Origin of the sequence: Bittarella massiliensis (ex Durand et al. 2017) (assembly GCF_009876955.1) — a bacterium.
Classification (GTDB): Bacteria; Bacillota; Clostridia; order Oscillospirales; family Ruminococcaceae; genus Bittarella; species Bittarella massiliensis.
The window spans coordinates 53467-79060 of sequence record NZ_WWVY01000009.1 but is presented as its reverse complement, the minus strand read 5'-3'; the positions used below and the strand labels follow the sequence as shown (position 1 = coordinate 79060).

Sequence of the window (25594 nt, the reverse complement as noted above, 5' to 3'; positions counted from 1 at the left end):
CACAGACCGGCGCGGCCACAGCCGCCTGATGGGGCCCCCTTCTGCCGTCCGGCTGCGCTTTCCACCCCCTTTCACCGGGGAAGCGAAAGGGCGGGACAACAGGTGCCGCGGGGGCCCTAGCGGCCGACGAGCATTTGAAAGAGGGGGGCGCTCTCGTTCCAGACCAGGGGGTAGGTGTGGGGAAAATAGAGGGCCATGCGCACCACGTAGATCAGCAGCACCCCCACCATCATCGCCCCGTAGGGCCAGACCTGGGTGTGCCAGGTCTTTTTGAGGAGAAGGGAGAGCAGGGCAAACCCCGCCGTCAGGGCCACCAGATAGATGGCCGGGTTGAGGGCGAAGGCACCGGCAAAGTCCAGCTGCAACAGGCAGATCCCGGCGCGGGTGAGGCCACAGCCGGGGCAGGGCACCCCGGTGATCGCATAGAAGGGGCACTGGTAGTGGCCGGTGAGGATCAGCACCACCTCCACCGCAAAGAGGGCGACGATGAGCCAGACCAGCCAGCGGTTTTTGGGGCGGAGGGCGGATGGGACACGGTTCACGGACAGACCTCCTCTCCTTCGTTTTTCCGGGCCGCCCAGCACAGAGCAGCGGGCGGCCGATTTTTTTATTTTACCATGAAACGGCCCCGCTGGCAAAGGGGCGCGGCGGGTTTCCAGCAGGGCAAAAATCGGCGAGGGACCCGGCTGCTTACCGGGCGGCAGGGCTTTTCTCTGCCAACTGTGGGTGGATAAAGTATCCTTTCAACTGTGCTCCGAACGGTTCTTCCATTTCAAAATTTCCCGATGCAACAGCGCTCCTGCCTGTCAGGTCTGTCCCACTTCCCCGGCGGCAGAGCCGCAAAAGGGGGGGCACGCCGCCCCCTGCCGCGGGCCGCATTTTTTTACCGCCGCCTGTGCAAACGCCCAACTCGTAGCGGGGAAATCGAACGCCCTTATAATGCCAAACCCGGCCAGCCTCGAAACGGGGGGTCGGCACAGCTTTGGGGAGCTGCGCTCGCGACCCTCTCCAACCGCCGGTTGGGGCGCACCCCATTTTACGACAGATAAAATCTGCAAATCCGCCCCCGCCGTCTTGCGCAACACCGGGCGGTATGGTACACTATTTTTGTCTAATTTGCGGGATAGAGGCCGTTTTCCGGCGGCTTTTTCCGCCCTGTGAGGAGGGTGTTTCATGACCAAAAAAGAGCGCGCCTTAGAGGCGGTGCGGCGGCTGAAGGAGATCTACCCCATGTCCGACTGCACCCTGGAATACGACCAGCCCTACCGGCTGCTCATCGCGGTGCGGCTGGCGGCCCAGTGCACCGACGCGCGGGTAAACCAGATCACGCCCATTTTATTCGAGCGCTTCCCCACCCTGGAGTCCCTGGCCGACGCCGACCCCAAGGACGTGGAGGCCATCGTCCGCCCCTGTGGGCTGGGCAAGACCAAGGCGCGGGACATCGTCAGCCTCTGCGGGATGCTCATCGACCAGTACGACTCCCAGGTGCCCGACAGCTTGGAGGAGCTGCTCAAGCTGCCCGGGGTGGGGCGCAAGACCGCCAACTTGATCGTGGGGGACGTGTTCGGCAAACCGGCCATCGTCACCGACACCCACTGCATCCGCCTGTCCTACCGCATCGGCCTGACGGAGCGCAAAGAGCCGGTGAAGGTGGAGATGGCCCTGCGCAAGATCATCCCCCCGGAGGAGTCCAACAACTTCTGCCACCGGCTGGTCAACTTCGGGCGGGACGTCTGCAACGCCCGCAGCCCCAAGTGCGAGGGCTGCCCCCTGGCAGACATCTGCAAAAAGACCGACGTAGAGAAAAAGCCCGCCAAGAAGCCTGCCGCCAAAAAGGCGGCCGCACCGGCGGTCTGAGGAACAAGTGGAGAGAGACGAGAGGAGAGAGAGCATGGCCCCTTCAAAAGTGTATTTCACCAACATGCGCACCACCCTGGAGGAAAACCTGCTGCAGAAGCTGGAGCGCCTCTGCCGGGAGGCGGGGATGGAGCGCATCGACTTTCACAACAAGTACGCCGCCATCAAGATCCACTTCGGCGAACCGGGAAATCTGGCGTTTTTGCGGCCCAACTACGCCAAGGTGGTGGCCGACCTGGTCAAAAAGCTGGGGGGACGCCCCTTCTTGACCGACTGCAACACCCTCTATGTGGGGCGGCGCAAAAACGCCCTGGACCACCTGGACGCCGCCTATGAAAACGGGTACAGCCCCTTTTCCACCGGCTGCCACGTGATCATCGCCGACGGTCTCAAAGGGACCGACGAGGCCCTGGTGCCCATCGACGGGGAGTATGTGCGCGAGGCCAAGATCGGTCAGGCGGTGATGGACGCCGACGTGGTCATCTCCCTGACCCACTTCAAGTGCCACGAGGCCACCGGCATCGGCGGGGCGCTCAAGAACATCGGCATGGGCTGCGGCTCCCGCGCCGGGAAGATGGAGATGCACTCCAGCGGCAAACCCTATGTGGAGGAGGAGCGCTGCATCAGCTGCGGCAGCTGCCGCAAGAACTGCGCCCACGGCGCCATCTCCTTTGTGGAGAAAAAGGCCCGCATCGACCACAGCCGCTGCGTGGGCTGCGGGCGCTGCATCGGCGTCTGCCCGGCGGACGCGGTGCAGCCCGCGTCGGACGAGGCCAACGAGATCCTCGACTGCAAGATCGCCGAGTACTCCCTGGCGGTGCTTCAGGGGCGGCCCCACTTCCACATCAGCCTGGTGATCGACGTCTCCCCCTTCTGCGATTGCCACGCTGAAAACGACGCGGCCATCATCCCCGACGTGGGGATGTTCGCCTCCTTCGACCCGGTGGCGCTGGACATGGCCTGCACCGACATGGCCAACCGCCAGCCCGCCCTCCCCGGCAGCCACCTGGACGGCAGGGAGGACGGCGACCACTTCTGCGCCGCCCACCCCACCACCGACTGGAAGGGCACCCTGCTGCACGCCGAGAAGATCGGCCTGGGCAGCACCGAATACGAACTGGTTGAAATCTAGGCCCGCCCGGCGGGCTTTCAGCGCGAAAAACCGTCCACCAAAGAAAGCGGGGCCGGAAGGGATCCTCCTTCGGGCCCCGCCTTTTTGCGCCCTCTTTTCACCCCAAATATTTTCGCCCTTTGCTCCATCCCCTGTGCGGGTGCGCCCGGCAGGCCGCCTTTTGGCCCCAGCAACAGGGCCATCGCCGAGGGCGATCCCCGCAAGGCGTTCCCCTTGCCTCCCCCTCTTGTCCGCCCCAAAATAGACGTTGATTGGTTCGGGCCGGGCTTCAAGGGCACAGCCCCCTTCTGCTCGAAGTGGGGGCCAATCGGTCGGGGGCAACCGGCTTCCTCCCCCCTCGTTTGGGCCAGCGGCGCGCCGCCGCAAAGGGGGGCATCCAGGCGGGCCGCATCTGCCCCTGCCCCTGCCCCTGCCGGTACAACGCAAGGTGGGTGCACTCTAGGGAGGGGGAACATCCCGCCGGACGTGGAGTGAACAATCACAGCAAGCACTTGCGACAATATCGTCAAAAAAACATCCCCTCGCGGGGCGACGCTTAAAAGCGCGGCCGCATGGGGAATGGCGGGTCGCACAGCCGCGTATTGCAGCCTCCAAAAATCCCCCCACAACCCGTCGGGGCGTTGGCGGGGCTTTCCCCTGCCTGTCCCGCAGAACTTCTCCTTCCCGGCCGAAGGCCCCGCTGGCAGGGGCGGTGGGGCCTTTTTGATCCGCCGTCAACCCCGTCACCTGGGGTTATCCCTTCTTCCAGCCATATATGGCAATGTAGAAGGGCAAAAGAGGGCAGGGCCGAAAAGGGATTCCCTTTTCTCCCCTACAGGTGGGCGCGGTCGGAAAAAGCCCTGTCAAAATTGACCCTCACCAGCCGCCCCCCTCTCCTATCCCCTTTCATCGCTTTTGGAGTGTAGGGCAAAGGGGCGCGCTTTTCCCCTCCCGCCCCGGCAGAAAAAGGGGGCCGGCGGTCCTTTGACCATCGGCCCCACAAGGGCTTTTTCACAGTTTGATTTCCACCACGCCGCCGTCTTTGGTGCGCACCTCCACCAAGGTGAAGCCCGGATGGGCTTTGCGGTAGCGGCGGATGGCCTGAAAGAGGGTCAGGATCTGCGCGGCCGTCAGCTCGATGCCCCGGTCTTTTGCCGCGCGGGCGAAAACCCTGGCCGAGAGCCCGCTGAAGGCCAAGCGGTTGGGGATGGGGAGGCGAAGGCGAACGCCCCCCTCCCGGATGCGAATATTCATTCCACCACGATCTCCACGTGTTCGCCCTTGGCGGTGTCGACCTCTACCAGGCGGCCGATGACCCCCTGCTCCACCAAATCAAAGATCTTGTCGAAGTCCAGGTCCTTGAGGGCGGGGTTCTCCCCCACCTGGGGGATCTGCAGTCCGATTTGCAGGCCGATGCGCACCAGCGAGAGGGGCAGCTTGATCCGCACCCGATCCCCCTCGTCGCTGTCGACGATGATCTTGATGAGCATCTCGTCCGCGTTCTTCCGCTCCTCCGGCGGCAGCAGCCGCACCTCTTCCCCCCGGGGGCCCCGTAGCAGTTCGTCCACGGTGATGCCGAAGAAGTCGGCGAGTTGGGGGAGGATGAGGATGTCGGGACAGGAGGCGCCGGTATCACATAGTTAAAAATATTGGTGTCATTTAATCAATTTTGCCGATAAAGCGGTAGAAGATTTCTACCTCCTGTTCCCGGCTTCCGTCCTCACCTTTGACCGCTTCATGGACAACGATTTTTTCAATCAGCGTATTCAAAAGTTCGGCGGTCAGTTCTGTTGGATTGACGCACTCTTTCATCAAGGCAATCCATTTTTCTGCGTCTGCGGCGTTCTGGCTTTCAGTGGCGATAGCGGATTGAAGCTGTTCAATCTTTGTGTCCAGTTCAGCCTGTTCGCTCTGGTACTTCCCGGACAGCATAGAGAAGTTGTATTCTGTGATACGCCCCGCCGCCCAGTCCTCATACATCCGGGCAAACAGGGTATCGACTTCGGCTTTCCGCTTCTCCGCTTTGTTCAACTCTGCGGCTTGCTTCTTTCTTGCGGCGGCCTGTCCCTTGTCATTGGCATTTAACAGCCGCTTCAAAAGCCGTTCTTCATCATGCTGTACCAGCCCCGACCAGTATTGCAGACGGGAGAGGACATAGGCGTAAAGCACATCATAGCGGATATAATGCATGGAGCATTGGCGTGTGCCCTGTCCGTACTTGCTACAATGATAATGGCCGTAAGGCTTGCTGTTCTGCCTGTTCTCCCCATAGGACAACGACCAGCCGCAATCCGAACATTTTACCAATCCGGAAAAAATCTGTGTTGTACCGTCCTTGCATTTTCTGCGGCGGTTTGCTATCTGCTCCTGTACCTGCCGGAAAACCTGTTCGCTGATAATCGGCTCCTGCGTGTTCTCCACCCGCACCCATTCACTTTGGGGCTTGCGTATCCTCCGCTTGTTCTTAAAGGAAATGTTTGTTTCCCGGTAGTGGATGGTATGGCCGATATAGGTTTCGTCTTTCATAATGCTCTTGACCTGCGCTATCGTCCATGCGTAGCTTTTTTCCTCTGGCGCACCCGCATAGATGTTTGCGAAAGTCCCGTCACGCTGGAAGTTGATAAATCCCGGCGTGGGAACCTTTTCCGCAATCAGTATTCTTGTGATACTGGCCGCCCCTCTGCCATGAATGGCGAGGTCAAAAATCTTCTCCACTATCCAGCGGGTTTCCTCGTCGATTATCAGCTTGTTTTTGATTTCCGGGTGTTTCCTGTACCCGATGGGAGCATAAGCGCCGATACGCTGTCCTGTGGCAAACTTTGCTTTGAAAGCGGCCTTTACCTTGCGGCTTGTATCTTTCGCAAACCATTCATTGAACAGGTTTTTGAACGGGACAAAATCGGAAAGCCCTTTCTCTGTGTCCTCATTCTCCGCAACGGCGATGTAGCGCACCCGTTTTTCCGGGAACAGAAATTCCAGATAGTAGTCCATCATCACATGTTCCCGCCCGAAACGGGAAAGGTCTTTCGTGACAATGCAGTTTACTTTTCCGGCTTCCACATCGTCCATCATGCGCTGAAAATCCGGGCGTTCAAAGTTCGTCCCCGACCAGCCATCGTCCACATACTCACCGACTACATGAAGTCCCTGTTCCTTTGCGTACTGTTGCAGGATTGTCCGCTGTGTTTCAATGCTTACGCTGTCACCATAGTTTTCATCGTCCCGGCTCAATCTCATATAAAGCGCCGTGTTGTAAATCGTAGTATTGTAAGGTTGTTTCACCGTTAAAAATCCTCCTTCTTAAAGAAACAACCCACGCTTACAATACTTTTGCTCTATGGCAATTATATCATAAGCGTGGGCGTGTTATCAATGATGGGCTATCAGGTTGAAGCGGCTTTTTCTGCGGTATGCCGCACCACATCTACAATCAGATCACCGAGGGGCTTCCCGCCTGCGGCGAAGTGTTCGGAGATTTTTATACGGTTGTTCCCACATACAAAATACTGCGTGCCGTTCTCTGCTTGTATGACCTGCCCTGTCCGGGGCGTAAAAATATCGCTTTCGCTTTTTGCCATCCAGTGTCCTCCATATTCAGTTTTCAAGGTACAATGCCGCACAGGGGCGGCGAAAATTTCTGCTTATATCTATCACCTTTCCTTTACTGTGTGCCGCTGTTGCCGTTTCACCTGCGCCAGCACTTCCGGCGGGATACGGTCAACGAAATTGCGGAGATTGTGTAATTCGCTTTCCAGCGTTGCCCGTTCCATGCGGTCTTTCATCTTGCCTTGCTCACTGGCCTTTGCCCTTGCTTCCAGCTTTTTGTTTTCTTCCAGCAGGTCATTGATTGTGACCTTGTACTTTTTCAACTGCCCGGAGAAGTTCTCCATCTGCGGGAACCACTTTTTCAGCATGAAGAGGGCTTCCTCTTTTTTCTTTCCGGCGTTCAGCGGGTTAATGCCGTCAAGGGCGGCTTCAATGGCTCTGGCCTGTTTGGAGAGGGAAACCGCCTGTTTGAAAAGCCGGGTGGGGATATGCTTCCGGCCTGTCTTGCTGGCACTCTCCCCACGCTCCAAGTCGGGATATTTCACCACCATATAGGCGTGAAAATCGTCCTGCCACTTCGTCAGGTTTGCCCGGTTGCCGATAATCTCCTTTGCACACAGGCGGTTGTCCTTTGTCAGCGGAACAAAGGTCAAATGCAGGTGGGGCGTTTTCTCGTCCATGTGTACCACCGCCGACACGATATTTTCCCGTCCTACCCGGCCAATGAGGAAATCTGCCGCCCTTTGGAAGAACGCCTGTATCTCCTTTGGAGATTTCCCCTTGAAAAACTCCGGGCTGGCGGTTATCAGCGTATCGACAAACCATGTGCTGTCCTTGCGGGTTCGGCATCCGGCCTGCTCGATACGGCTCTGAATGAAGTGGTAATAGCGTCCCTCCGGCTTGACGATATGGAAATTGTATTTGCTCCGGCTTGTGTCAATGTCGGGGTTACTGGCGTATTGTTCTTTCTGCCTTTCGTGATGGGCTTCCAGCGGCCTTGCCGGGTTGCCCTTGTGCTTCTCAAACCGCAAAATTGCGTGTTGTGCCATTCTGCTCCTTTCCCCATTCCTTTCCTATCCTGGGTTTTCCACAGGGAAAATCCTGCCAGAATTATCTCTGATACGATAGGAATGGAATGGATATAAATAAATCATTTTAATCTTTGTATTTCTATATACCGTCCGGTTTTCGTACTTTAGGGGGGCGGTTTCCGTACTTCAAGGGTACGGTTTTCAGTCCTCCGGCGTACCAGAACGGGATTTCTTGAAGTCGGTGTTTGGAACCGCTTCATAGGATTTTGGAAAAATGCGGTTGGGTTTTCCACAGCCCTGCTTCTGGATCTCCACCAGTCCGGCGTATTGCAGTTCCCGCAGGGTGTTCACCGCTTTCTGCCGCCCACAGTGGAGCAGGTCAACCACTTCGCAGATAGGGTAATACAGGAAAATCCGTCCGCAGTCATCCGCCCACCCATTCTTGCGGGATAACTCTGTCCGGCGCAGGATAAAGGTGTACAGAACCTTTGCCTCGTTAGACAGGGGCTTGAATGTGGGGGCTTCAAAGAGAAAATTCGGGAGCCGGGTGAAGCTGAACGCCTTTTCCGGCTGATGAATGTAAATCGTGTTTGTCATATCGTGTTTTGTGGACGGTTAGAAGCCCGTTTTCCGGGGCGGGCGATACTTTATACCACCTGCCCCGGTTTGGGGCTTGCGGAGCCTAATAAATCAAGGCTTTTTTCGCTCCTAACTGTCCACAGCAGACCTCCTTTTCCGTTCACTTTCTGTTTTCTGCCGCCTGTGAACTCTGGCGGCACAGCCGGGGCAGTATTTTGCCCGGTTGGATTTGGGGACGAACACACCGCCGCAGACCACACAGCGTTTCAAGTCCTTATCCCGGAAAATCTCCGCTTCCAGCGTCCCGTCCAGCGGCAAGACCGCCCAGCGGAACCACTTACAGCAGACCGAGAAAGAAACTGTCTGCGGGCAGGTGCAGGTGTCCCCATCATCAAGGACAATGCAGTTGCCGTCCTCACAGCAACAGCACTCCTGGCGTATCAGGCTGGCCGCCTGTTTCCTTTGCGCCGGTGTCATGCGGTAAAGGGAACCGTCCGGCCTGCGTTCCAGCGGCGGCAAGTCTTTATAGGGGTTATCTCTCATGCGTTCCCTCCATTTTGCTTTCCGTTGCCGTTCTCCCCGAAAAGGTTTCTTGCCCCATGCCTGCGGCGTGTTCCCAACAGGGGCCCCCGCAAAGTCGTCAGACTTTGTGGGGAGAGGAGCCGCAGCGGAGCGAGTGAGCTTTCGCCCTCTGGCGGAAGCGAATGATACGCAGCTTGCGGCGACGAGGCACGCTCCCCGCAACTTCGGGACAACTTGTCCCGAAGTGACCTCTGGACAAAGTGTCCAGAAGCTGGCTCCTTGCAGTGCTTCCCCAGCCGGGGTATTCCTTTTTGGACGGTCATTCTGTTTTCAAGGTGCTGTCCATCGATGAACTACCCTAAGTCTACACCTAAATGACCGCCCGTCCCGTATATCCGAAAGGTAGGAAATCGGCTTAAAAAACAGGCTATTTCCGTGCTCTCGGAATTATGGTAAAATAAACATAAAAATTGGCTTTCAAGCCATAGGAGGACAATAATCTATGAAAATCGGAATTTTATGTGCGGGTGACGAAGAACTCGCCCCATTTTTGCCCTTGATAAGCAACTGTAAGATAACGGAAAAAGCTATGCTGAAATTCCATGCTGGACAGATTGATAGTGTAGAAGTTGTCGCCCTGTTTTCCGGCGTGTGCAAAGTAAATGCCGCCATAGCCGCTCAGCTTTTGATAGATGTATTTTGCGTGGATATAATTATCAATTCAGGGACAGCGGGCGGTATGGAGCCAGAACTTGAAATATTCGATACAGTTATCTCCACAGAAGTTTGTTACCACGATGTAGCGCCAGACATTTTAACGGAATTTCATCCGTGGATGAATTCTGTGTTTTTTGTGGCAGACCCAAAGCTGATAGATATGTCAAAGTCTGCTGTTGACAAGCTTTCAACTTCTGGAAAGGTAGTTTGGGGCCGTATGGTAACGGGAGAATCGTTTATAACCGATGAGAGCCGGCAAAAAATAAACGATGAATTTGCTCCCTTGACGGTTGACATGGAAACTGCCAGTATCGCTCATGTCTGCTATGCAAATGACATACCGTTTATCGCCATTCGGTGTGTGACCGATACTGAAAAACACAGCGGAGTTGATAATTTTGACGGAAACTGTGCAAAAGCATCAAGTATTGCCAAAGATATTACGGTTGCTTTATTAAGAGAAATCAAAAAGTCGTGGTAAGATTGGATGATATTTTAGAACAGAGGACAGAGGGGGGGAGAGTATGGCCCTAACTATTCAAGAACGACTAAAAGACCTGCGTGTGGAGCGTGGCTTGACGCTGGAACAGCTTGCGGAACAGACGCACCTCTCCAAATCTGCGCTTGGCAGCTATGAAGCGGACGAGTATAAGGACATCAGCCACTATGCCCTTATTGAGTTAGCAAAGTTTTACGAAGTGACTGTTGATTATCTGCTGGGCCGTTCCCAAACAAAAAATCACCCAAACGCCGATCTTGCAGACCTGCGTTTGAGCGACGATATGATTGAACTATTGAAAAGCGGGCGGGTGGACAATTCCCTCTTGTGTGAACTGGCGACCCACCCGGATTTTCCCCGGCTCATGGCCGACCTTGAAATCTATGTGAACGGCGTAGCGGGAAAGCAGGTGCAGAGCGCAAACGCCATTGTGGACGCTGTGAGTGCAACGATTATGAAACAACACAATCCCGGCTTGACTGACCCACAGCTGCGACAGCTTATCGCCGCCCATATTGACGATGACAGCTTTTGCCGCTATGTGATACAGCAGGACATAAACAAGATAGCCTTCGACCTGCGGGAAGCCCACAAGGACGATTTTTTCAGCGTCCCGGAGGACAATCCTCTGGAAGATTTTTTGCAGACCGCAGAGGAAACCACCAGAGAGGACAGCGACCCGGAGCAGGCGGCTATGGCATTTATCTGTAAGCGGCTCAAGCTGAACTATGGGAAACTGTCAGAGGAAGAAAAGAAGTGGTTGAAAAAGATTGCACAGAAATCGGATTTGCTGAAAAATCCAAAGCCGCAGCGGGGACGCAAGTAAGAGAATAATAAATCAGATTATATGGAGGTATTGGTTATGAAAAAGTGGTTACTGATAATTTCAGCGACTGTTATTTGCGTTGCTGCCGCTTTTTTATATTTCTTTAGTTTAACTCCCAAAGGAGATACCATTACCAGCAGAGAAAGCATATTGAACACCGCAATTTCAAAAGGGAATGAATGGACTATCGCAAAAGAACTGGAACTTGGCGGTTATATCGTGAGTGGAGCATACAGTACAGATAATAAATCTACACTTGCTATCTTTGAACCAACAGGAAATGGAGACTACAAATTTAGTACATCAACAAACCGAAATAGTGATGAGATTATTGTCGGTGGCGTTGCAATAAACGGAGAATGGTATGATTTAATTTGGTTTAATGGTGCTAAAACAGAGTATGCTGAAATCACTTATACAATAAATGGACAAGTGCAAGATACATTGAGATACAACACAGATGATATGGATATTATCTCAATTAAAAACCCAGAAAAAGAGTATTCCATTCATGTGGCTTACTATGACAATGATGGAAATAAATACGAATAAATTGTTTTTCATCGAGAAAATAGCAAAGCCAGCCGAGCCAGTCAACGGTCAAGATGAACGGCGCATTTCATGCGCCGCCGTTGACAGTCCCGCCCGTCTTTGCTAAAGGGTAATCAAGGCGGGAAAGCCCTAAAATGGCTTCACACCTATTTCAATAATTGGAGGAGATAAAAATGAGATCAGAAAAGGAAGTTTATGATATTGTTTTGAATTTTGCAAAAACAGACAAACGCATTCGCATGGTTACTTTGGAAGGATCTAGAACAAATACAAATATTCCGCCTGATGATTTTCAGGATTTTGATATTACTTTTTTTGTTACGGATATGGACAGCTTCACAAGTGATGATAAATGGCTAGATATATTTGGTGAAAGGTTGATTCTGCAAAAGCCGGAAGATATGGAATTATTTCCAGCTGTAGAAAAGGGATTTTCATATTTAATGCTGTTTACTGATGATGTTAAGATAGATTTAACTTTGCTGCCGCTGGAACTGATAGACGAGTATTTTACATGGGATAAACTGGTAAAGTTACTGTTGGATAAAGACAACCGTATCGTAAAGCCGCCAATACCAACGGATATAGACTACCACTTGCAGAAGCCTACTCAAAGAATGTTTGACGATTGCTGTAATGAATTTTGGAATACTACAACATATGTAGTAAAGGGCTTATGCCGCAAAGAAATTCTTTTTGCTATTGACCATATGAATGATATAGTACGAAAAGAATTGCTTCGCATGATTTCCTGGCTGATTGGTATCAAACAGGGATTTCATTTCAGTTTGGGAAAAAACTATAAATTTATGAAGCAATATGTCCCAGAGGAATTGTGGGAACGACTTATGTCTACTTATAATATGGATTCCTATCCCCATATGTGGGAATCCTTTGAACAATGTATGGCATTGTTCCGGGAGGTTTCGTCAGAAGTGGCATGCCAGTTGGATTACCAGTATCCACTATATGATGAAAAAATCAGTAATTATGTGATTCGGCAAAAGAAAAAATATGGCATTGAAGATGATAACAAATAAAATTTTTTCAATCGAAAAAATTTATTTTGATTATTCAATTTTGAAAAACTGAATACCTCAAAATCAGAAAGAGCGCGGCCAAGCACTTTGAGGGATTGGCCGCCTTGTCCACCCATCCAGCGGGGCGGCGGGCGGCGGTCAAGGCCGGGTGTAACCCCGTTCATTTCAGCCTTGACGGTTGCCCGCTGTCCTGCTACTTTTCCGGGAGTGTGGCCACAACTTCGGGACACTTTGTCCACAAGTCGGAGCGTAGGACGAGGGACGGGGGCTTTCATATACGCCCTGTCTGCTGATGAAACCAGACCTGCGCTTGCGGCTCCACGCCACGCAAGCACAGCCCTGTTTTCTTGCCGCTTCAAATCTTGCCGCTTCAAATGCCCTTGCCCTCCCCGGCGGCAACGGCATTTTCACGACAACGCCGACAGAGCGTATAACACACTACACTTTGCTTCGCAAAGTCGTGTGCCAAATGGGGGCGTTGCCCCCTTTGGAAACCCCCACAAGAAAAGGCGATATGCTACCCCTCCACGGGGCGCATACCGCCTTTTCTTGTTATCCAGCCCTCCGGCTGTATTGGTTGAGCAAAAGTCAGCGTGGGATTGGTGTGGTATCTTTATCTAAGTGAACCCCCGTTCTCCCACTTGGAGACCGCCTGGGGCGAAACCCCAAACTCCTCCGCCAGCTGTTCCTGGGTGAGCCCCTTGGCCCGCCGGTTTTCCGCGATCTGTCTGCCGATCTGATTCTCTTCCATTTTTCATTTCTCCCTTTCGGTGATGTAGGCGGCTCCCTTTGGGGCCTGGTACCAGTATGCCGGAAATGGCCCCCCGTCGGAAGGGACTTGCCGTTGAGCGAAGGGAGAGCGCTGGTTGCATTTTGCCCGCTTTTCCCCGGTTTTTCACAACCGTGAGTTGGATTTTGCCGGTTTTCCCTCAACCGGCGTCCATCTCTCTACTGCTGGTTGTATCACACCTCCAGCAGCTTGTCAAAGCAGAGGCGCTCGGCCCCCGCCTCGGCGCCGTCTTGCAGGTAGATGATCCCGCAGTAGGCAAAGCCATTTTTTTCGAGCATCCGCTGCATCGAGGCGTTTTGCCGGTGGGTGTCGATGCGGATCTGCCCCACCCCCTGCGCCCTGCAGAGGTCGGCCGCCGCCGACACCAGCCGGCCGGCCAGCCCCTGGCCCTTGCAATCCTCCCGCACCGCGACCCGGTGCATCACCGCGTAGGGGCCCTCGCCCCGCCAACTCCCCTGGGAGATGGTGTCGTAGGTGGGCTCCCCCGCAAAGGAGATGGCGGTGGTGCCCAGCACCCGCTCCCCGTCGGCCAGCACATAGGACCAGCCCCGGGCGATGTCCGCCTCGATGGCGGGGCGGTCGGGGTAGCCGTTTTGCCACTGGTCGATCCCCCGCGCCTTTAAGGAGGCCTGCGCCTGGCGGACGATCTCCATCACCCCGTCCAGGTCGGCGGCCTCTGTCTTGCGAAATGTCATCTCTTGCACTCCTCCCTCTTCTCTTTCTCTGTTTGTCCTTTTATTATACGGGATGTGCCCCCCTCCCGCAACACGCAAAAAAGCGCCCCGGACGGGGTCCCGTCCAGGGCGCTTTTTGTCAGGTGGAAAACGGGTCACTGCCCCTGCACCACCGGCTCTGCCGACTCCTCGGGGAGGGCCGCCAGCCGGCTGCGCAGGTTGTAGATGAGCAGGCCGATGCACAGCAGGAAGGTCAGCAGTTCGGAAGAGGGGGTGGTCAGCCAGACCCCGTCGACCCCCAGCAGGCTCGAGAGGGTCCAGAGGCCCAGCAGCATGAAGACGACCCCCTTGCAGATGGAGAGGAGGTTGGCGCTGCGGGAGCACTCGAGCCCCTGAAAGATGGCGATGGTGGTCAGGTTGCAGGCCATGGTCAGGAAGGCAAAGCTGTACAGCCGCAGCCCGTGGGTGCCGATGGCGATGAGGGCGTCCTCCCCCGCCTTGGCAAAGACCCCGATCACCTGGCTGGGGAAGAGCTGGAAGAGGGCGAAGAGGAACAGTCCAAAGCCCACCGCCACCGCATAGGCGGTGACGAGGGAGCGCTTGACCCGCTCCCGCTTGCCGGCGCCGTAGTTGACACCCACCAGGGGCTGGGCCGAGAGGCCGATGGAGTTGCACATGGAAAAGACCACGAAGGAGAGGTTGGAGACCACCGAGTAGGCAGAGACCGCCAGGTCGCCCCCCAGCCGCAGCATGGCGTTGTTGAAGCAGAAGATGGTGAAGGCCGAGGCCAGTTCGGACACGCAGGAGCCAAAGCCGTTTTTGGCCACCCGCCCCAGCCAGGAGAACATGGCTTTGGAGGGGCGGAAGGCGATGGTGTGGGGATGCCCCTTGCGGAAGTGGAGCAGGTTGACGGCGATGCCCACTGCCGGGGCCAGACCGGTGGCCAGAGAGGCGCCGAAGACCCCCATCCCCATGGGGAAGATGAAGACATAGTCGAAGATGATGTTGAAGCTGTTGGAGGCGATGGTCGCCCCCATCACCAGGTTGGGTGCCCCGTCCACCCGCACAAAGAAGCCGATGATCTGGTTGAGGATGTAGAGCACCTGGGTGGCGGTGAGGGGGAGCAGGTAGTCCTTGACCATGGGCAGCAGCTCCTCACTGGCGCCGGAAAAGCGGGCGATGGGGTCCAAAAAGAGCATGACCACGGCGGTGATGAGCACCCCGGCGATCGCCCCCAAGCTCACGCAGAGGGAGAAGAGCTCGGTCCCCGCCCGCTCGTTTCGCCGCCCGGTCTCGATGCCCAGGATGGTGCAGCCGCCGATGCCCAGCAGCAGGGAGATGACCCCGCCCACAATGACAAAGGGCAGCGCCAAACTCAGCACCGCCAGCCCGTCGGCCCCCACCCCTTTGCCCACATAGAACATGTCGACAAAGGCAAAGGCCGAGACGGAAAAGTTGCTCAGCAGCGTCGGCACAAAGTAGCGGATGAAGTGCCCCTTCACACTTCCCCTGGTCAAATCGTACTGTTTCAAACAAATCCTCCTCTGTCAAAACCGGCGGCGGATGGCCCCGGAAAAATTAGTCCAAAGTTATACTATATACCCCCAAAAAGGGGCACGGCGATGGCTCGCCGCACCCAATTCGGTTGGTTCTTGGCGCCGGTGAAGGCCCTGACAAGGGGCCCTGCGGCTATTTTTGAGAACCCCTTAAAGGGGCTTTTTCTCCCGCATTCGCTGGAGGAAGCGCTGGGCCCCCACCACGGCGCGGGTGTGCTCCCCCTCGCCGATCTTGCCAAAGTCGTCCTCGGCAGTGACGGCGAAGCGGGCGGTGCGCCCGTCAAAGGACAGCAGGGTGGCCGTGGCCCGGACGGTGGCCCCCAGCGGACTGGGGGAGAGGTGGGTCGAGCCGATCTGGGCCCCCACCGAGGTCTCGCCCTCTTTTAACAGAGGGGCCAGGCAGGCGGCGGCCGCCTGCTCCATCAAGGCCAGCATGGCGGGGGTGGCGTACACCTCCAATTCGCCGCTGCCCACGGCTTTGGCGGTCTTTTCAGGCGTCACCTCTTCGGTGGCGGTGTAGCTGCGGTTTTCCTGCTCCATTGGGCTCCCCCTCGATCGTCCGATATTTTACGAATCGTGTTTAGTATAGAAGAACTGGTCGCCATAGTCAAGGGTAATGGCGTCATTTTTTTGCAGTTTTCCGGCCAACAGCTCCTCCGAGAGCATATCCTCCACGTGGGAGACGATGGCCCGGCGCAGGGGGCGGGCCCCGTAGACCGGGTCAAAGCCCACCGAGGCAAGCTGTTTGACCGCCGCCTCGGTCCAGTCCATCTGCACCCCTACGTTTTTCAGCCGCCCGGCCAGTTCGCCCAGCATGTTGCCGGCGATCTGCTCGATGTTTTCCTGGGTGAGTTTGGAGAAGACGATGATGTCGTCCACCCGGTTCAAAAACTCGGGGCGGAAGGTTTCTTTGAGCTGCTCCATCACCCGGGCTTTGACGTCCTGTTCCAGGCTGTCGGCCACCCCGGAAAAGCCCAGGCTCTGGCGCTTTTCGGTGATGAGCCGGGCCCCCACGTTGGAGGTCATGATGATCACACAGTTGCGGAAGTTGACCTTGCGGCCCTGGCTGTCGGTGAGGGTGCCCTCGTCCATGATCTGCAGCAGCATGTTGAAGACGTCGGGGTGGGCCTTTTCGATCTCGTCAAAGAGGACCACGCTGTAAGGGTTGCGGCGCACCTTCTCGGTGAGCTGGCCGCCCTCGTCATAGCCCACATACCCCGGGGGCGAGCCGATGAGCTTGGAGACGGTGTGCTTCTCCATGTACTCGGACATGTCCAGCCGGATCATGGCGGTGTCGTCGCCGAAGAGGGCCTCGGCCAGGGCCTTGGTGAGCTCGGTCTTGCCCACGCCGGTGGGCCCCAAAAAGATGAAGGAGCCGATGGGGCGGCGGGGGTCTTTGAGCCCGGCCCGCCCCCGGCGGATGGCCTTGGCGATGGCGGTGACCGCCTCGTCCTGGCCGATGACCCGCCGCTTGAGGATGTTTTCCATGTCCAGCAGGCGCTCGCTCTCCTGCTTGGTCAGCTGGCTCACCGGCACCTTGGTCCAGAGGGAGACCACCTGGGCGATCTCCTCGGGGCCCACCTCGTCGGACTTGTGGGTGTTGCCCTCCTCCCACTTTTTTTTCTGGGCGTCCAGCTTCTCCTTGAGGGTCTTTTCCTGGTCACGCAGGGCGGCTGCCCGCTCGAAGTCCTGGGCGTTGACCGCCGACTCCTTCTCAGCTGCCAGCTGGCCCAACTGCTCTTCCAGCTCCCGCACGTCCTGGGGGGCGGTGTAGTTTTTCAGCCGCACCCGGGAACAGGCCTCGTCGATCAAGTCGATGGCCTTGTCGGGCAGGTAGCGGTCGCTGATGTAGCGGGTGGAGAGCTCCACCGCCGCCTCGATGGCCTCGTCGGTGATCTTGACCTTGTGGTGGGCCTCGTACTTGTCCCGCAGCCCCTTGAGGATCTCCACCGAGTCCTCCTTCGAGGGCTCCTCCACCGTCACCGGCTGGAACCGGCGCTCCAGGGCGGCGTCCTTTTCAATGTACTTGCGGTACTCGTCCAGGGTGGTGGCGCCGATGACCTGGATCTCCCCCCGGGAGAGGGCGGGCTTCAGGATGTTGGCGGCGTCCACCGCCCCCTCGGCCGCGCCGGCGCCCATGATGGTGTGCAGCTCGTCGATGAAGAGGATGACGTTTTTGGAGGCGGTGAGCTCGGCAATGGCGTTTTTCAGCCGCTCCTCAAAGTCGCCCCGGTACTTGGTGCCCGCCAGCATCCCGGTCAGATCCAGGGTGATGACCCGCTTGCCCTTGAGGATCTCGGGCACCTCCCCGGCGGCGATCTTCTGGGCCAGCCCCTCGGCCAGGGCGGTCTTGCCCACCCCCGGCTCGCCGATGAGGCAGGGGTTGTTCTTGGTGCGCCGGGAGAGGATCTGGGTCACCCGCTCGATCTCCCGGTCCCGGCCGATGACCGGGTCCAGCAGCCCGTCGCGGGCGGCCTTGGTCAGGTCCTTGCCGTATTTGTCCAGGGTGGCGGTGCTCCCCTTCCCCCCCTTGGGGGCGCCGGGTTCCACCGCCTCGCCGCCGTCGGCCGATACCGACTCGGCGCACTCTCCGTAGAGGCGGTCGATGTCCACCCCGCACTGCTCCAGCAGTCGCACCGCCACCGAGTCCCGCTCGCTCAGCAGGGCCAGCAGCAGGTGTTCGGTGCCCACATAGTTGTGGCCCATCTTGCGGGCCTGAAGGATAGACAGCTCCAAGATCCGCTTCACCCGGGGGGTGAAGTCATTTGGGGTGACGCTGGAGTGGATGCCCCGCCCCACCATCTCCACGATTTTTTGCTCCAAGTCGGTGTAGGTGATCTCGCTCTCGGAGAGCACCTGCCCCGCCACCCCGGAGCCCTCTTTGATGAGCCCGGCCAGGATGTGTTCGCTGCCGATATAGGTGTGGCCCAGGTTCTGGGCCGTCTCGATGGCCATGTTCAAGGCCGTGTTGGCCTTTTCGGTGAATCCGCGAAATGAGTACATCATTTCATCCCTCCTCTATCCCCGCCCTGTGGGCGGGCGCTCTCGGCGGCCTCTGCCGCCCTCTGTCACTGGTTTTCCCGGCCCTCTGCCGGGGACCGGTCCTCTCGGACCCGCCGCTCCCGGCCCAGGATGTCCCGCACGATCTGGGCGCGGATGCGGTCGCGCTCCCGGGCCGACTGGGCCTCGGGGTGGGCCGCGGCGATGGAGTTGGCCCCGGTCTCCCCCAGCAGGCGGGCGGCGGTGAAGAAGTCGAGCTTTTCCACCACCTGCCCGGCGATCCCCAGCCGCAGCTGGGAGACGCAGTCGATGACCTCCCGGTGGGAGAGGAGCCGGGCGTTTTCCAGCACCCCCAGGGCGCGGTAGACCTGGTCTTCAAAGGCCAGGGGGTCCTCGGCGCAGAACTGGGCGCGCTGGCGGCGCTCCTCGGCGGCCAGCTGCCGCACCACCGCGGCCAGATTGTCCCGCACCTGCTTTTCCGAGAGGCCCAGGCTCAACTGGTTGGAGATCTGGTAGAAGCTCCCCTCGGCCGAGGTGCCCTCGCCGTAGGTGCCCCGAATAGTTATGCCCAGTTTGTAGGCGCTGTTAATCAGGCTGCGCAGGTATCCCGAGCGCTCCAGCGCCGGCAGGTGGACCATCACCGAGGCCCGCATCCCGGTGCCCAGGTTGGTGGGGCAGTGGGTCAGGTAGCCCCACCGCTCGTCAAAGGCGAAGTGCAGCCCCTCGTCCAGCAGGTCGTCGAGCCGGTCGGCCAGCTGCCAGCACCCTTCGCAGCAGAGGCCGGCCCCCATGATCTGGATGCGCAGGTGGTCCTCCTCGCAGAGCATCACCGAGACCGTCTCGTCGTCCGAGAGGAGGAGGCCGCCCCCGGCCTTGGCCATCTCCAAACTGATGAGATGGCGCTCGACCAAGGCCATGCGGTGGCTCTGGTCAAGGGCGCCCACGTCCACATAGCGAAGCTGCAGCCCCTCGCCAAAGGCGGCGTTTTCCACCGCCGCCTGCACCCGCTGGATGAAGGCGGCCCGCTGCCGGGCGCTCATCAAATCGGGGAAGGGCAGATCGCCCACGTTGCGGGCCAGGCGGATGCGGCTGGAAATCACCACGTCCCCCTCGGGGCCCGACTGAAAGTACCACTTCTCGCCCATCACTGCTCCCCCTCCCCTCTCGCGCACTCGGGCTGTTCTAGGGCGCGGATCTGGTCGCGCAGCACGGCCGCCCGCTCAAAGTTCTGGCTCTCGACGGCCGCCTGCATCTCCTCCTGGAGGGCGGCCAGCTCGGCCGACCGGTCCTGCCGCGGGGCCAGGTGGGCCGAGTGGGGGATCTTTCCCTGGTGGGTCAGGTTGCCGTGGATCTTGCCCACCATCCGCGCCACGTCCTCGCCGAAGAAGTCGTAGCACTGGGCGCAGCCCAACTTCCCCTTCTCGGCGATCTGTTCAAAGGTGCTGCCGCAGCCCGGGCAGCGCCGCTGCACCTGGGGGGTGTGCCCCTCCCCGAAGAGGGCCCCGGCGAGGATGCCGCCGCCCAAAAGCCCCATGTTGGCCATGCAGCTGGGGCAGAGGTGCAAAATGGTCTCCTGCCCGCCCGCCACCTGGCGGTAGCTGATCTGGGCCTGGTTTTTCTTGCAGATGTCACAGAGCATATCGCTTCCTCCTCACGCGTTGAGCAGCATGTTTTTAAACAGGGCCGCCCGCACCCGGTCGCGGCAGTCGGGGGGGCAGGGGCGCAGGGTCTTGTCGGACACCGCCGAGAGCATCAGCCGGGCAGTGTCCTCGCTCAAGATCTCCCGCTGGGCCAGATTCTTTAAGAGGATGCGGGCGGTGTTCTCGTCCAGCGCCTCGCCGATGGAGTTGACCACGTGCATGATGAAGTTCTGCGGCCCCACGGTGATGCGGGTGATGCGGATGTACCCCCCGCCCCCCCGGCGGCTCTCGATGGTGTAGCCCTGCTCCGGCGTAAAGCGGGAGGTGAGGACATAGTTGATTTGGCTGGGCACACAGCCGATCTCCCCGGCAAACTCGTTGCGCTGGATCTCGGCAATGCCGTCCTGCTCCTCCATCAACTGGAGGATGCGCTGGGTGATCAAGTCGCTGATTTTCATCGTTCCCCTTCCCCTTTCTGGGCCTCGTCTCTATCTCTATGCAATAGAAGCTGACTTTATCTGACCTTATGAAATCAGTATACCCATAAGTCAGGAAAAGTCAAAGTATCAAAAATTAGAAATACCTCTCCCACGCGCCTATTTTTGAGACCGTTCGCCCTTTTTCGCCTTCTGACAAAAAAAGCGGGCGCTTCACCAGCGCCCGCTCTCTCTTTTCTCTCACAGCTCTTTGAGCATGCTCACATGGGGCCAGCCGTCCTCGGTAAAGGCCTTGCCCTGGGAGGTGTAGCCCGCCGCCTCGTAAAAGCCCGCCGCCTGCACCTGGGCGTGCAGCAGCAGTGAGTGGGCCCCCAGTTCGCGGGCCTTGCCCTCGGTCTCCTCCATCAGCAAAAGGCCCAGCTTCTGGCCCCGGCAGCTCTTCTTGACGCAGACCCGGCCGACGATGTACTGCCCCGGCTCCTCTCCGGGAAAGAGGCGGCAGACGGCCACCGCCTCGCCGCCCCGGCGGACGATCAGGTGGTATGCGGTGTCGTCCACCTCGTCTACCTCGATCTCGGCGGGAAAGTCCTGCTCGTAGGTAAAGACCTCCATCCGCAGGGCAAATCCGTCCTCCGCCCCCTCTTTGCCCCGGTGCCACTCGCACCGCAGGGCCTCGCTTTGCAGCTGTCTCGCCATCTCAAGCGCCCTCCCCTTTTTCACGATTCCCCGCCATTATAGCACAAAGGGACGGCGGGGAAAAGGCGCGGGCAGTCTCACCGGATCGGGCGGCTCAGCCGCTCCCTCGCGGCGACGTACTGGGCGACAGAGACAAGGTTCTGGATGTCCTCTTCGTCCAGCCCTCGGGCGGCGCAGAGTTCGTCCCAGAGCAGGGTGCTCCCCTCCACCGTAAAAAAGCCGGTGACCGTGTCGATGCCGACGAAGATTTTTCCACCCGCCCTTCCCCCGGAAACCGAGCCGTCGCTCTCCCCCTCGTACAGGGTCTTCCCCGCCCCGCTGTTTTCCAGATAAAAAGTCCGTGCGGCAGGGCGGGCGGCAACTTTTCGCGGCAGCAGGCATTTCCCAAAACGCTGCCGGTCACGCTACCGGCGGCCCACCCGTCGAACATTTCGGTCAGCTCATACCTGCCCTGCAGATAGCCAAGCAGCGCCCGCCCCGAGGCCCGGTCCGGCCGCAGCCGGTCGCGGTACCCCTCCCAAAGGGCCCGCCACTGCGCGGTCGTCTCTTTTGTCGGCTCTTCTGTGACCACGGCGCACCACCCTCCCTCTGTTTTTTCCCGCCATAACACACCGGGCCCTGCCCTGCTACCCCCGGCGGAGGATCCCCATGGGGGTCTGCTCGCTGCACTGGCCCAGAGGGTTGTCCCGCAGCAGGGCGCGCAGGTGCGCCCGGTCCATCCGCCGGTCGGAGACCCCGAGGATCTCGCCCCCCAGGTCGTTGAGGTCCACCACCGCTACCGCACAACCCAGGGCCTGGGCCAGCTCTTCGGCCACCCCGTCGGGGCGGAGGGGGCCCAGCACCACATAGCGGTTGTAGGGGGGCAAGGTGTTGGGGCAGGGGCCGTCGATGCTGGCCGCCCGATACCCCGCCACCCGGTAAAACCAGCCCCGCTCCCCCAGCAGTTTCCCCACCGCCGAGACCGCCGCCGCCAGCAGGATGCGGAGGGTGCCGCACTCCCGCAGGGCGCACTCCATGGTCTCGGGCATGGCCAGGCCGATGCCGTAGGGGGTGCGGCGGACAAACCGGCTCAAAAAGCGGGCCAAGGGGCGGGGATGGATCTCCTCCAGAGGGATGGCCCGCCGCTGGGTGCAGGCCACCGCCTTCTCGGTGACAAAGAGGATGTCCCCCTTCTCGAGCAGCGGCCCGGCGTACCGGCGCGCCACCTGCACGATGTCGTCCCCCGCGGTGATGACGGGGGTGCGGATGCACAGCCGCCGATAGCGCATCCCCTGCCAGGTGATCTCCTCCTCCTTGTCGGGGTTGATGACGGTCCCCGCCACCGAGGCGGGGCGCTGTACCCCCTTTTCCCCGTCTCTCGACTGCTCTTTTTCTCTCTCGTCCATCTCTCGACTGCTCCTCTCCGGCCCAGGCGGGCCCGTTTCTCTTTGACAGGACCCATTCTAGCGCGGGCGGTGGGGCGGTGTTTTGAGGGGAGATGGAGAAAAAGTGGGGAATTGATGGAGGCTTTCTCAAGACTCGGCGGAAGGGGGTACCAAAACGGCCCAGAGATAGGCGGACGCAGCGGCAGGGGGAGGTGGAGTGGGCAGGAGGGCCGAGCGTTCCAGCGCAGAGAAACCGGCAAGAAGGGGGCCGATGTCCACGGCACGGAGAAATTGGCGAAAGGGAAGCCAGTGGCCATGGTACAGGGAAACTGGCAAGGGAGCAGCCGGGAGAGGTGGTGCGGGAAACCTTGTAAGATGTGGCGGAAGCGGCAATACAGAAAAAGCGACAGGGAGCTGCCCAATGCGATTGCGCAGGGAAACTGGCGAGGGCATACCCAGCGCCGTAGCGCGGGAAAAGCAATGGGAGGATGTCCGGGAAATGGGAGGACACAGGGAAGTCGGCGGGAGGGCGACTGGGCGCTGCCGCGCAGGAAATTCAGCAAGAAGAAGGGCTGGGAATGGGGGCTGGGGAAACCGATGGGAGGCTGCTCGAGAGCAGCGGCGCCGGAAAACTGACGTAATGGCGCCCGGGAGGGGTCGCGCAGAAAAATCGGCAAGCGGGGATGAGAGCGGCAGCGCGGGAAAACCGCGGGAGGAGAGGCGGCACGGAAAAGGCAGCAGGAACTCTGCCGAGGGGGGATGGCGCGGGAACCCCCTTGAGCAGGCGGCGCGGAAGCGAGACCGGCCAAAAAGGCCGGGCGGCAAAGGGAGAGCGGACGGCTGCCCCGTTCGGCAACCGCCCGCTCCTCTTTATCTATCTCGCCGGTCCTGATGGCCCTCTGCCAGTCCCCACCGGCAGGTCGACGGTGAAGGCGATGCGCCCGCCCCCGCTCTCGGCCCGGATGTTTCCCCCGTGGCGCTGCACGATGTCCCGGGCGATGGCCAGCCCCAGCCCTGCGCCGCCGGTGGCCGTCTGCCGGGAGGCGTCGAGCCGGTAAAACTTCTCAAAGATCGCCTCCAGCTTTTCCTGGGGAATGTCGCCGGCGTTCTCAAAGCAGACAGAGACCCTCTCCCCTGTCCGATTGCCGAAGATGTGGATGTCGCCCTCCGGCGCGCCGTAGGCGACGGCGTTTTTGAGGAGGTTTTGAAAGACCCGGGCCATCTTGTCCGGGTCGACCCAGGCACAGAGCGAGGGGGGGAGGTGCAGCCTCGCCTGCCGCCCCCCGGCGGCCAGCTGGGGATAGGTCTCGTCGGCCACCTGTACCAGCATGCAGCAGAGGTCCACCGGCTGGCGGGAAAGGGCCTCCTGTTGCAGCAGGTCCCGGGTGATTTCAAAGAATTCCCCCACCAGCCCCTCCAGGCGGCCGGCCTTTTCCAGGGCGATGCGGATGTACTTCTCCCGCTGCTGGGGGGGCATATCCGGCGCCTCGTCCAGCAAGCTCAAATAGCCGATGACCGAGGTGAGGGGGGTCTTGATGTCGTGGGCCAGGTAGAGTACCAGGTCGTTTTTGCGGCGCTCGGCCTCCCGCTCGGCGGCGGCGCTGCGCTCCAACTCGTCTTTGACCGCCCCCAGCTTCTCGGCCATAAAATCCAGTTCGGGCGGGAGGACCAGATTTTCCCCCTTCCCGCCGGCCAGCCAGTCCACCCCGGCGATGATCTCGTCAAAGTAGCCGGTGAACCAGCTCAACAGCGCCCAGAAAAAGAGGAGGAAGAAGACGACGATGGCCACCCACAAAAAGATGTCCAGGTTCTGGCGCACATAGTTGAAGTAGAGCCGGGCGGCGGTCTCCCAGCTGACCCCCAGGTAGGTGCTGATGCACCCGGCGATCCAGTTGCCGATCTTTCCCCGCCCGGCCGAGCGCAGCACCGCCACCGTCACCACCGCCAGCAGGGCAATGCCCAGCACCCGCCCGAACACCTTGCGCATCATCTGCCGATAGGGCTTTTGCCGCCAGCCGTTACCCCTCAATTTTATACCCCACTCCCCACACCGTCTTGATGTATTTCGGCCGCTCCACCGAGTCGCCCATCTTCTCGCGCAGGTGGCGGATGTGGGTGGCGATGGTGTTGTTGTTCTTGGTGAAATAGGCCTCGCCCCAAATCTGGGCGAAGAGCTGCTCTGAACCGACCACCCGCCCCCGCTCCTCGCAGAGGATCTGCAGGATGGCAAACTCGGTGGGGGTGAGCACCAGGGGCTTCCCGTCGAGGGTGCACTCGTGGGTGCCGGGGTCGACGGTCAGCCCGCCCCGCACCAGCAGCCCGTCGGGGCGGGCCGCGGCGGGGTTGTAGCGGGTGTAGCGCCGCAGCTGCGCCTTGACGCGGGCCACCAGTTCCAGGGGGCGAAAGGGCTTGGTGACGTAGTCGTCGGCCCCCAGGGCAAAGCCGGTGATCTTGTCGGTCTCCTCCCCCTTGGCCGTCAGCAGGAGGATGGGAAAGGTGTGCTCCTCCCTGATTTTGCGGCAGAGGGCAAAGCCGTCCCCGTCGGGGAGCATCACGTCCAGCACCGCCAGGTCGATCTTCTCCCCGGCGATGCAGGCCAGGGCGTCTTTGGCCCGGTAAAAGGTCCGCACCGCAAAGCCCTCGTTTTTCAAGTACACCTCGATGAGGTCGGCGATCTCCCGCTCGTCGTCCACCACCAACACCGTCTCGCCCATCTGCGCATCCCCCTCTTCTCCCATTTTTTCCATTGTACCAGAAAAGGGGGCGGATATTTATTGAGAATTTCTGTGTTTTTGCGAAATACGGCCCTCCTCCAAGCAGGCGGACTTTTTTGCATTTTGGTTGCACGGCGGGGAAAAATGGGGTATACTGAAGGCAAGAAAACAGCATTTCACAGCGACGACGGGAACTGCGGTCCGCGAATCCGCCCAGAGAGCCGGTGGTTGGTGCAAACCGGCGGGAGGGACGGGCCTTTCCACCCCCGAGCTGTCGGCGACGAGCCGAAGGCCGGTGCCCTTTACCGCACTGTCGAGAGGCCGCCCTGCAGGGGCGAGCAATTTGGGTGGCAACGCGGAAGGAATGCCTTTCGTCCCAACAGCGCCGAGAGGGCAGCTGGGGACGAGGGGCTTTTTTGTTGCCCCACAGCTTTGAAAGAAGA

At 59.2% G+C, this 25594-nt stretch carries 28 protein-coding genes; 6 read left to right on the top strand and 22 right to left on the bottom strand.

Features of this window, described 5'->3' with window-relative positions:
• Positions 1 to 116 precede the first annotated feature (116 nt).
• Positions 117 to 542: a DUF2752 domain-containing protein gene (locus GT748_RS10670; protein WP_021658851.1), complete on the bottom strand. Its 426-nt coding sequence runs from the start codon at positions 540 to 542 to the stop codon at positions 117 to 119.
• Positions 543 to 1173: 631 nt separating this feature from the next.
• On the opposite strand from GT748_RS10670, the gene nth reads away from it, so the two are divergent.
• Both nth and GT748_RS10660 read left to right on the top strand, forming a co-directional pair.
• Positions 1174 to 1857, top strand: coding sequence for an endonuclease III (gene nth, locus GT748_RS10665; protein ID WP_021658848.1), 684 nt, complete (start codon positions 1174 to 1176; stop codon positions 1855 to 1857).
• Between the two features lie 34 nt (positions 1858 to 1891).
• Positions 1892 to 2989, top strand: coding sequence for a DUF362 domain-containing protein (locus tag GT748_RS10660; RefSeq protein ID WP_044992182.1), 1098 nt, complete (start codon positions 1892 to 1894; stop codon positions 2987 to 2989).
• Positions 2990 to 3979: 990 nt separating this feature from the next.
• On the opposite strand, the gene GT748_RS10655 is transcribed toward GT748_RS10660, so the two are convergent.
• The 7 genes from GT748_RS10655 to GT748_RS10625 form a co-directional block, all read right to left on the bottom strand.
• Positions 3980 to 4222 carry a hypothetical protein gene (locus GT748_RS10655; RefSeq protein ID WP_021658843.1) on the bottom strand — a complete coding sequence of 81 codons (243 nt, stop codon included), beginning with the start codon at positions 4220 to 4222 and terminating at the stop codon, positions 3980 to 3982.
• Positions 4219 to 4536: a hypothetical protein gene (locus GT748_RS10650; protein ID WP_021658842.1), complete on the bottom strand. Its 318-nt coding sequence runs from the start codon at positions 4534 to 4536 to the stop codon at positions 4219 to 4221. The genes GT748_RS10655 and GT748_RS10650 overlap by 4 nt, the downstream gene beginning before the upstream one ends.
• A gap of 91 nt (positions 4537 to 4627) precedes the next feature.
• On the bottom strand, positions 4628 to 6250 hold the full coding sequence (locus tag GT748_RS10645) for a recombinase family protein (RefSeq protein WP_435413791.1): 1623 nt from the start codon (positions 6248 to 6250) through the stop codon (positions 4628 to 4630).
• A 101-nt stretch (positions 6251 to 6351) separates the two neighbouring features.
• Positions 6352 to 6546: a hypothetical protein gene (locus GT748_RS10640; RefSeq protein WP_002334813.1), complete on the bottom strand. Its 195-nt coding sequence runs from the start codon at positions 6544 to 6546 to the stop codon at positions 6352 to 6354.
• 72 nt (positions 6547 to 6618) lie between these two features.
• Complete coding sequence (mobV, locus tag GT748_RS10635; RefSeq protein WP_161213525.1) at positions 6619 to 7563, bottom strand: MobV family relaxase; 945 nt, start codon at positions 7561 to 7563, stop codon at positions 6619 to 6621.
• A gap of 183 nt (positions 7564 to 7746) precedes the next feature.
• Positions 7747 to 8142, bottom strand: a complete 396-nt coding sequence (locus GT748_RS10630; protein WP_008395976.1) for a replication initiator protein A — start codon at positions 8140 to 8142, stop codon at positions 7747 to 7749.
• Between the two features lie 111 nt (positions 8143 to 8253).
• Complete coding sequence (locus GT748_RS10625) at positions 8254 to 8667, bottom strand: cysteine-rich VLP domain-containing protein (RefSeq protein ID WP_044930679.1); 414 nt, start codon at positions 8665 to 8667, stop codon at positions 8254 to 8256.
• Between the two features lie 481 nt (positions 8668 to 9148).
• Here GT748_RS10625 and mtnN point away from each other — a divergent pair, with 481 nt between their 5' ends.
• From mtnN to GT748_RS10605, 4 genes are all read left to right on the top strand, one after another.
• Positions 9149 to 9844 carry a 5'-methylthioadenosine/S-adenosylhomocysteine nucleosidase gene (gene mtnN / locus GT748_RS10620; RefSeq protein WP_008395978.1) on the top strand — a complete coding sequence of 232 codons (696 nt, stop codon included), beginning with the start codon at positions 9149 to 9151 and terminating at the stop codon, positions 9842 to 9844.
• A 43-nt stretch (positions 9845 to 9887) separates the two neighbouring features.
• Positions 9888 to 10688 (top strand): helix-turn-helix domain-containing protein, encoded by an 801-nt coding sequence (locus GT748_RS10615; RefSeq protein WP_008395979.1) that lies wholly within the window; start codon positions 9888 to 9890, stop codon positions 10686 to 10688.
• Between the two features lie 36 nt (positions 10689 to 10724).
• A complete protein-coding gene (locus GT748_RS10610; RefSeq protein ID WP_015573183.1) occupies positions 10725 to 11240 on the top strand; it encodes a hypothetical protein in 516 nt (171 codons plus the stop codon).
• Positions 11241 to 11413: 173 nt separating this feature from the next.
• Positions 11414 to 12280: an aminoglycoside 6-adenylyltransferase AadE gene (locus GT748_RS10605; RefSeq protein ID WP_001255868.1), complete on the top strand. Its 867-nt coding sequence runs from the start codon at positions 11414 to 11416 to the stop codon at positions 12278 to 12280.
• On the opposite strand, the gene GT748_RS10600 is transcribed toward GT748_RS10605, so the two are convergent.
• The 14 genes from GT748_RS10600 to vanR form a co-directional block, all read right to left on the bottom strand.
• The gene (locus GT748_RS10600) at positions 12229 to 12654 is read right to left on the bottom strand and encodes a hypothetical protein (protein WP_032548332.1); all 426 of its coding nucleotides are present in this window, start codon (positions 12652 to 12654) and stop codon (positions 12229 to 12231) included. The genes GT748_RS10605 and GT748_RS10600 overlap by 52 nt on opposite strands.
• A gap of 239 nt (positions 12655 to 12893) precedes the next feature.
• Positions 12894 to 13031: a helix-turn-helix domain-containing protein gene (locus GT748_RS10590; protein WP_161213617.1), complete on the bottom strand. Its 138-nt coding sequence runs from the start codon at positions 13029 to 13031 to the stop codon at positions 12894 to 12896.
• Positions 13032 to 13243: 212 nt separating this feature from the next.
• Entirely contained in the window at positions 13244 to 13765 is a 522-nt protein-coding gene (locus GT748_RS10585; protein WP_021658821.1) for a GNAT family N-acetyltransferase, read from the bottom strand.
• Between the two features lie 134 nt (positions 13766 to 13899).
• Positions 13900 to 15276 (bottom strand): MATE family efflux transporter, encoded by a 1377-nt coding sequence (locus GT748_RS10580; RefSeq protein ID WP_021658820.1) that lies wholly within the window; start codon positions 15274 to 15276, stop codon positions 13900 to 13902.
• Positions 15277 to 15450: 174 nt separating this feature from the next.
• A complete protein-coding gene (locus tag GT748_RS10575; RefSeq protein ID WP_021658819.1) occupies positions 15451 to 15840 on the bottom strand; it encodes a thioesterase family protein in 390 nt (129 codons plus the stop codon).
• Positions 15841 to 15867: 27 nt separating this feature from the next.
• Positions 15868 to 18303: an ATP-dependent Clp protease ATP-binding subunit gene (locus tag GT748_RS10570; protein WP_192926655.1), complete on the bottom strand. Its 2436-nt coding sequence runs from the start codon at positions 18301 to 18303 to the stop codon at positions 15868 to 15870.
• Positions 18304 to 18368: 65 nt separating this feature from the next.
• The gene (locus GT748_RS10565) at positions 18369 to 19445 is read right to left on the bottom strand and encodes an ATP--guanido phosphotransferase (RefSeq protein ID WP_021658816.1); all 1077 of its coding nucleotides are present in this window, start codon (positions 19443 to 19445) and stop codon (positions 18369 to 18371) included.
• Positions 19445 to 19939: a UvrB/UvrC motif-containing protein gene (locus GT748_RS10560; RefSeq protein WP_021658815.1), complete on the bottom strand. Its 495-nt coding sequence runs from the start codon at positions 19937 to 19939 to the stop codon at positions 19445 to 19447. Before GT748_RS10560 ends, GT748_RS10565 begins: the two co-directional genes overlap by 1 nt.
• Before the next feature lie 12 nt (positions 19940 to 19951).
• A complete protein-coding gene (locus GT748_RS10555; RefSeq protein WP_021658814.1) occupies positions 19952 to 20398 on the bottom strand; it encodes a CtsR family transcriptional regulator in 447 nt (148 codons plus the stop codon).
• 219 nt (positions 20399 to 20617) lie between these two features.
• Positions 20618 to 21073: a GNAT family N-acetyltransferase gene (locus GT748_RS10550; RefSeq protein ID WP_021658813.1), complete on the bottom strand. Its 456-nt coding sequence runs from the start codon at positions 21071 to 21073 to the stop codon at positions 20618 to 20620.
• Positions 21074 to 21150: 77 nt separating this feature from the next.
• Positions 21151 to 21282: a hypothetical protein gene (locus GT748_RS15805; RefSeq protein ID WP_279286087.1), complete on the bottom strand. Its 132-nt coding sequence runs from the start codon at positions 21280 to 21282 to the stop codon at positions 21151 to 21153.
• A gap of 417 nt (positions 21283 to 21699) precedes the next feature.
• On the bottom strand, positions 21700 to 22458 hold the full coding sequence (locus GT748_RS10545; RefSeq protein ID WP_021658810.1) for a coenzyme F420-0:L-glutamate ligase: 759 nt from the start codon (positions 22456 to 22458) through the stop codon (positions 21700 to 21702).
• Between the two features lie 853 nt (positions 22459 to 23311).
• A complete protein-coding gene (locus GT748_RS10540) occupies positions 23312 to 24466 on the bottom strand; it encodes a sensor histidine kinase (protein ID WP_243148201.1) in 1155 nt (384 codons plus the stop codon).
• Positions 24456 to 25151, bottom strand: a complete 696-nt coding sequence (gene vanR, locus GT748_RS10535) for a VanR-ABDEGLN family response regulator transcription factor (protein WP_044992175.1) — start codon at positions 25149 to 25151, stop codon at positions 24456 to 24458. The genes GT748_RS10540 and vanR overlap by 11 nt, the downstream gene beginning before the upstream one ends.
• Positions 25152 to 25594 lie beyond the last annotated feature (443 nt).

Coding starts and splice junctions, on each gene's coding strand:
- GT748_RS10605 (WP_001255868.1), top strand. CDS start 11,414: ATGAGATCAGAAAAGGAAGTTTATGATATTGTTTTGAATTTTGCAAAA.
- GT748_RS10565 (WP_021658816.1), bottom strand. CDS start 19,445: ATGGGCGAGAAGTGGTACTTTCAGTCGGGCCCCGAGGGGGACGTGGTG.
- GT748_RS10660 (WP_044992182.1), top strand. CDS start 1,892: ATGGCCCCTTCAAAAGTGTATTTCACCAACATGCGCACCACCCTGGAG.
- GT748_RS10545 (WP_021658810.1), bottom strand. CDS start 22,458: ATGGACGAGAGAGAAAAAGAGCAGTCGAGAGACGGGGAAAAGGGGGTA.
- GT748_RS10640 (WP_002334813.1), bottom strand. CDS start 6,546: ATGGCAAAAAGCGAAAGCGATATTTTTACGCCCCGGACAGGGCAGGTC.
- GT748_RS10615 (WP_008395979.1), top strand. CDS start 9,888: ATGGCCCTAACTATTCAAGAACGACTAAAAGACCTGCGTGTGGAGCGT.
- GT748_RS10570 (WP_192926655.1), bottom strand. CDS start 18,303: ATGTACTCATTTCGCGGATTCACCGAAAAGGCCAACACGGCCTTGAAC.
- vanR (WP_044992175.1), bottom strand. CDS start 25,151: ATGGGCGAGACGGTGTTGGTGGTGGACGACGAGCGGGAGATCGCCGAC.
- GT748_RS10655 (WP_021658843.1), bottom strand. CDS start 4,222: ATGAATATTCGCATCCGGGAGGGGGGCGTTCGCCTTCGCCTCCCCATC.
- GT748_RS10575 (WP_021658819.1), bottom strand. CDS start 15,840: ATGGAGCAGGAAAACCGCAGCTACACCGCCACCGAAGAGGTGACGCCT.
- GT748_RS10560 (WP_021658815.1), bottom strand. CDS start 19,939: ATGCTCTGTGACATCTGCAAGAAAAACCAGGCCCAGATCAGCTACCGC.
- GT748_RS10625 (WP_044930679.1), bottom strand. CDS start 8,667: ATGAGAGATAACCCCTATAAAGACTTGCCGCCGCTGGAACGCAGGCCG.
- GT748_RS10555 (WP_021658814.1), bottom strand. CDS start 20,398: ATGAAAATCAGCGACTTGATCACCCAGCGCATCCTCCAGTTGATGGAG.
- nth (WP_021658848.1), top strand. CDS start 1,174: ATGACCAAAAAAGAGCGCGCCTTAGAGGCGGTGCGGCGGCTGAAGGAG.
- GT748_RS10585 (WP_021658821.1), bottom strand. CDS start 13,765: ATGACATTTCGCAAGACAGAGGCCGCCGACCTGGACGGGGTGATGGAG.
- GT748_RS10610 (WP_015573183.1), top strand. CDS start 10,725: ATGAAAAAGTGGTTACTGATAATTTCAGCGACTGTTATTTGCGTTGCT.
- GT748_RS10550 (WP_021658813.1), bottom strand. CDS start 21,073: ATGGCGAGACAGCTGCAAAGCGAGGCCCTGCGGTGCGAGTGGCACCGG.
- GT748_RS10590 (WP_161213617.1), bottom strand. CDS start 13,031: ATGGAAGAGAATCAGATCGGCAGACAGATCGCGGAAAACCGGCGGGCC.
- mobV (WP_161213525.1), bottom strand. CDS start 7,563: ATGGCACAACACGCAATTTTGCGGTTTGAGAAGCACAAGGGCAACCCG.
- GT748_RS10630 (WP_008395976.1), bottom strand. CDS start 8,142: ATGACAAACACGATTTACATTCATCAGCCGGAAAAGGCGTTCAGCTTC.
- mtnN (WP_008395978.1), top strand. CDS start 9,149: ATGAAAATCGGAATTTTATGTGCGGGTGACGAAGAACTCGCCCCATTT.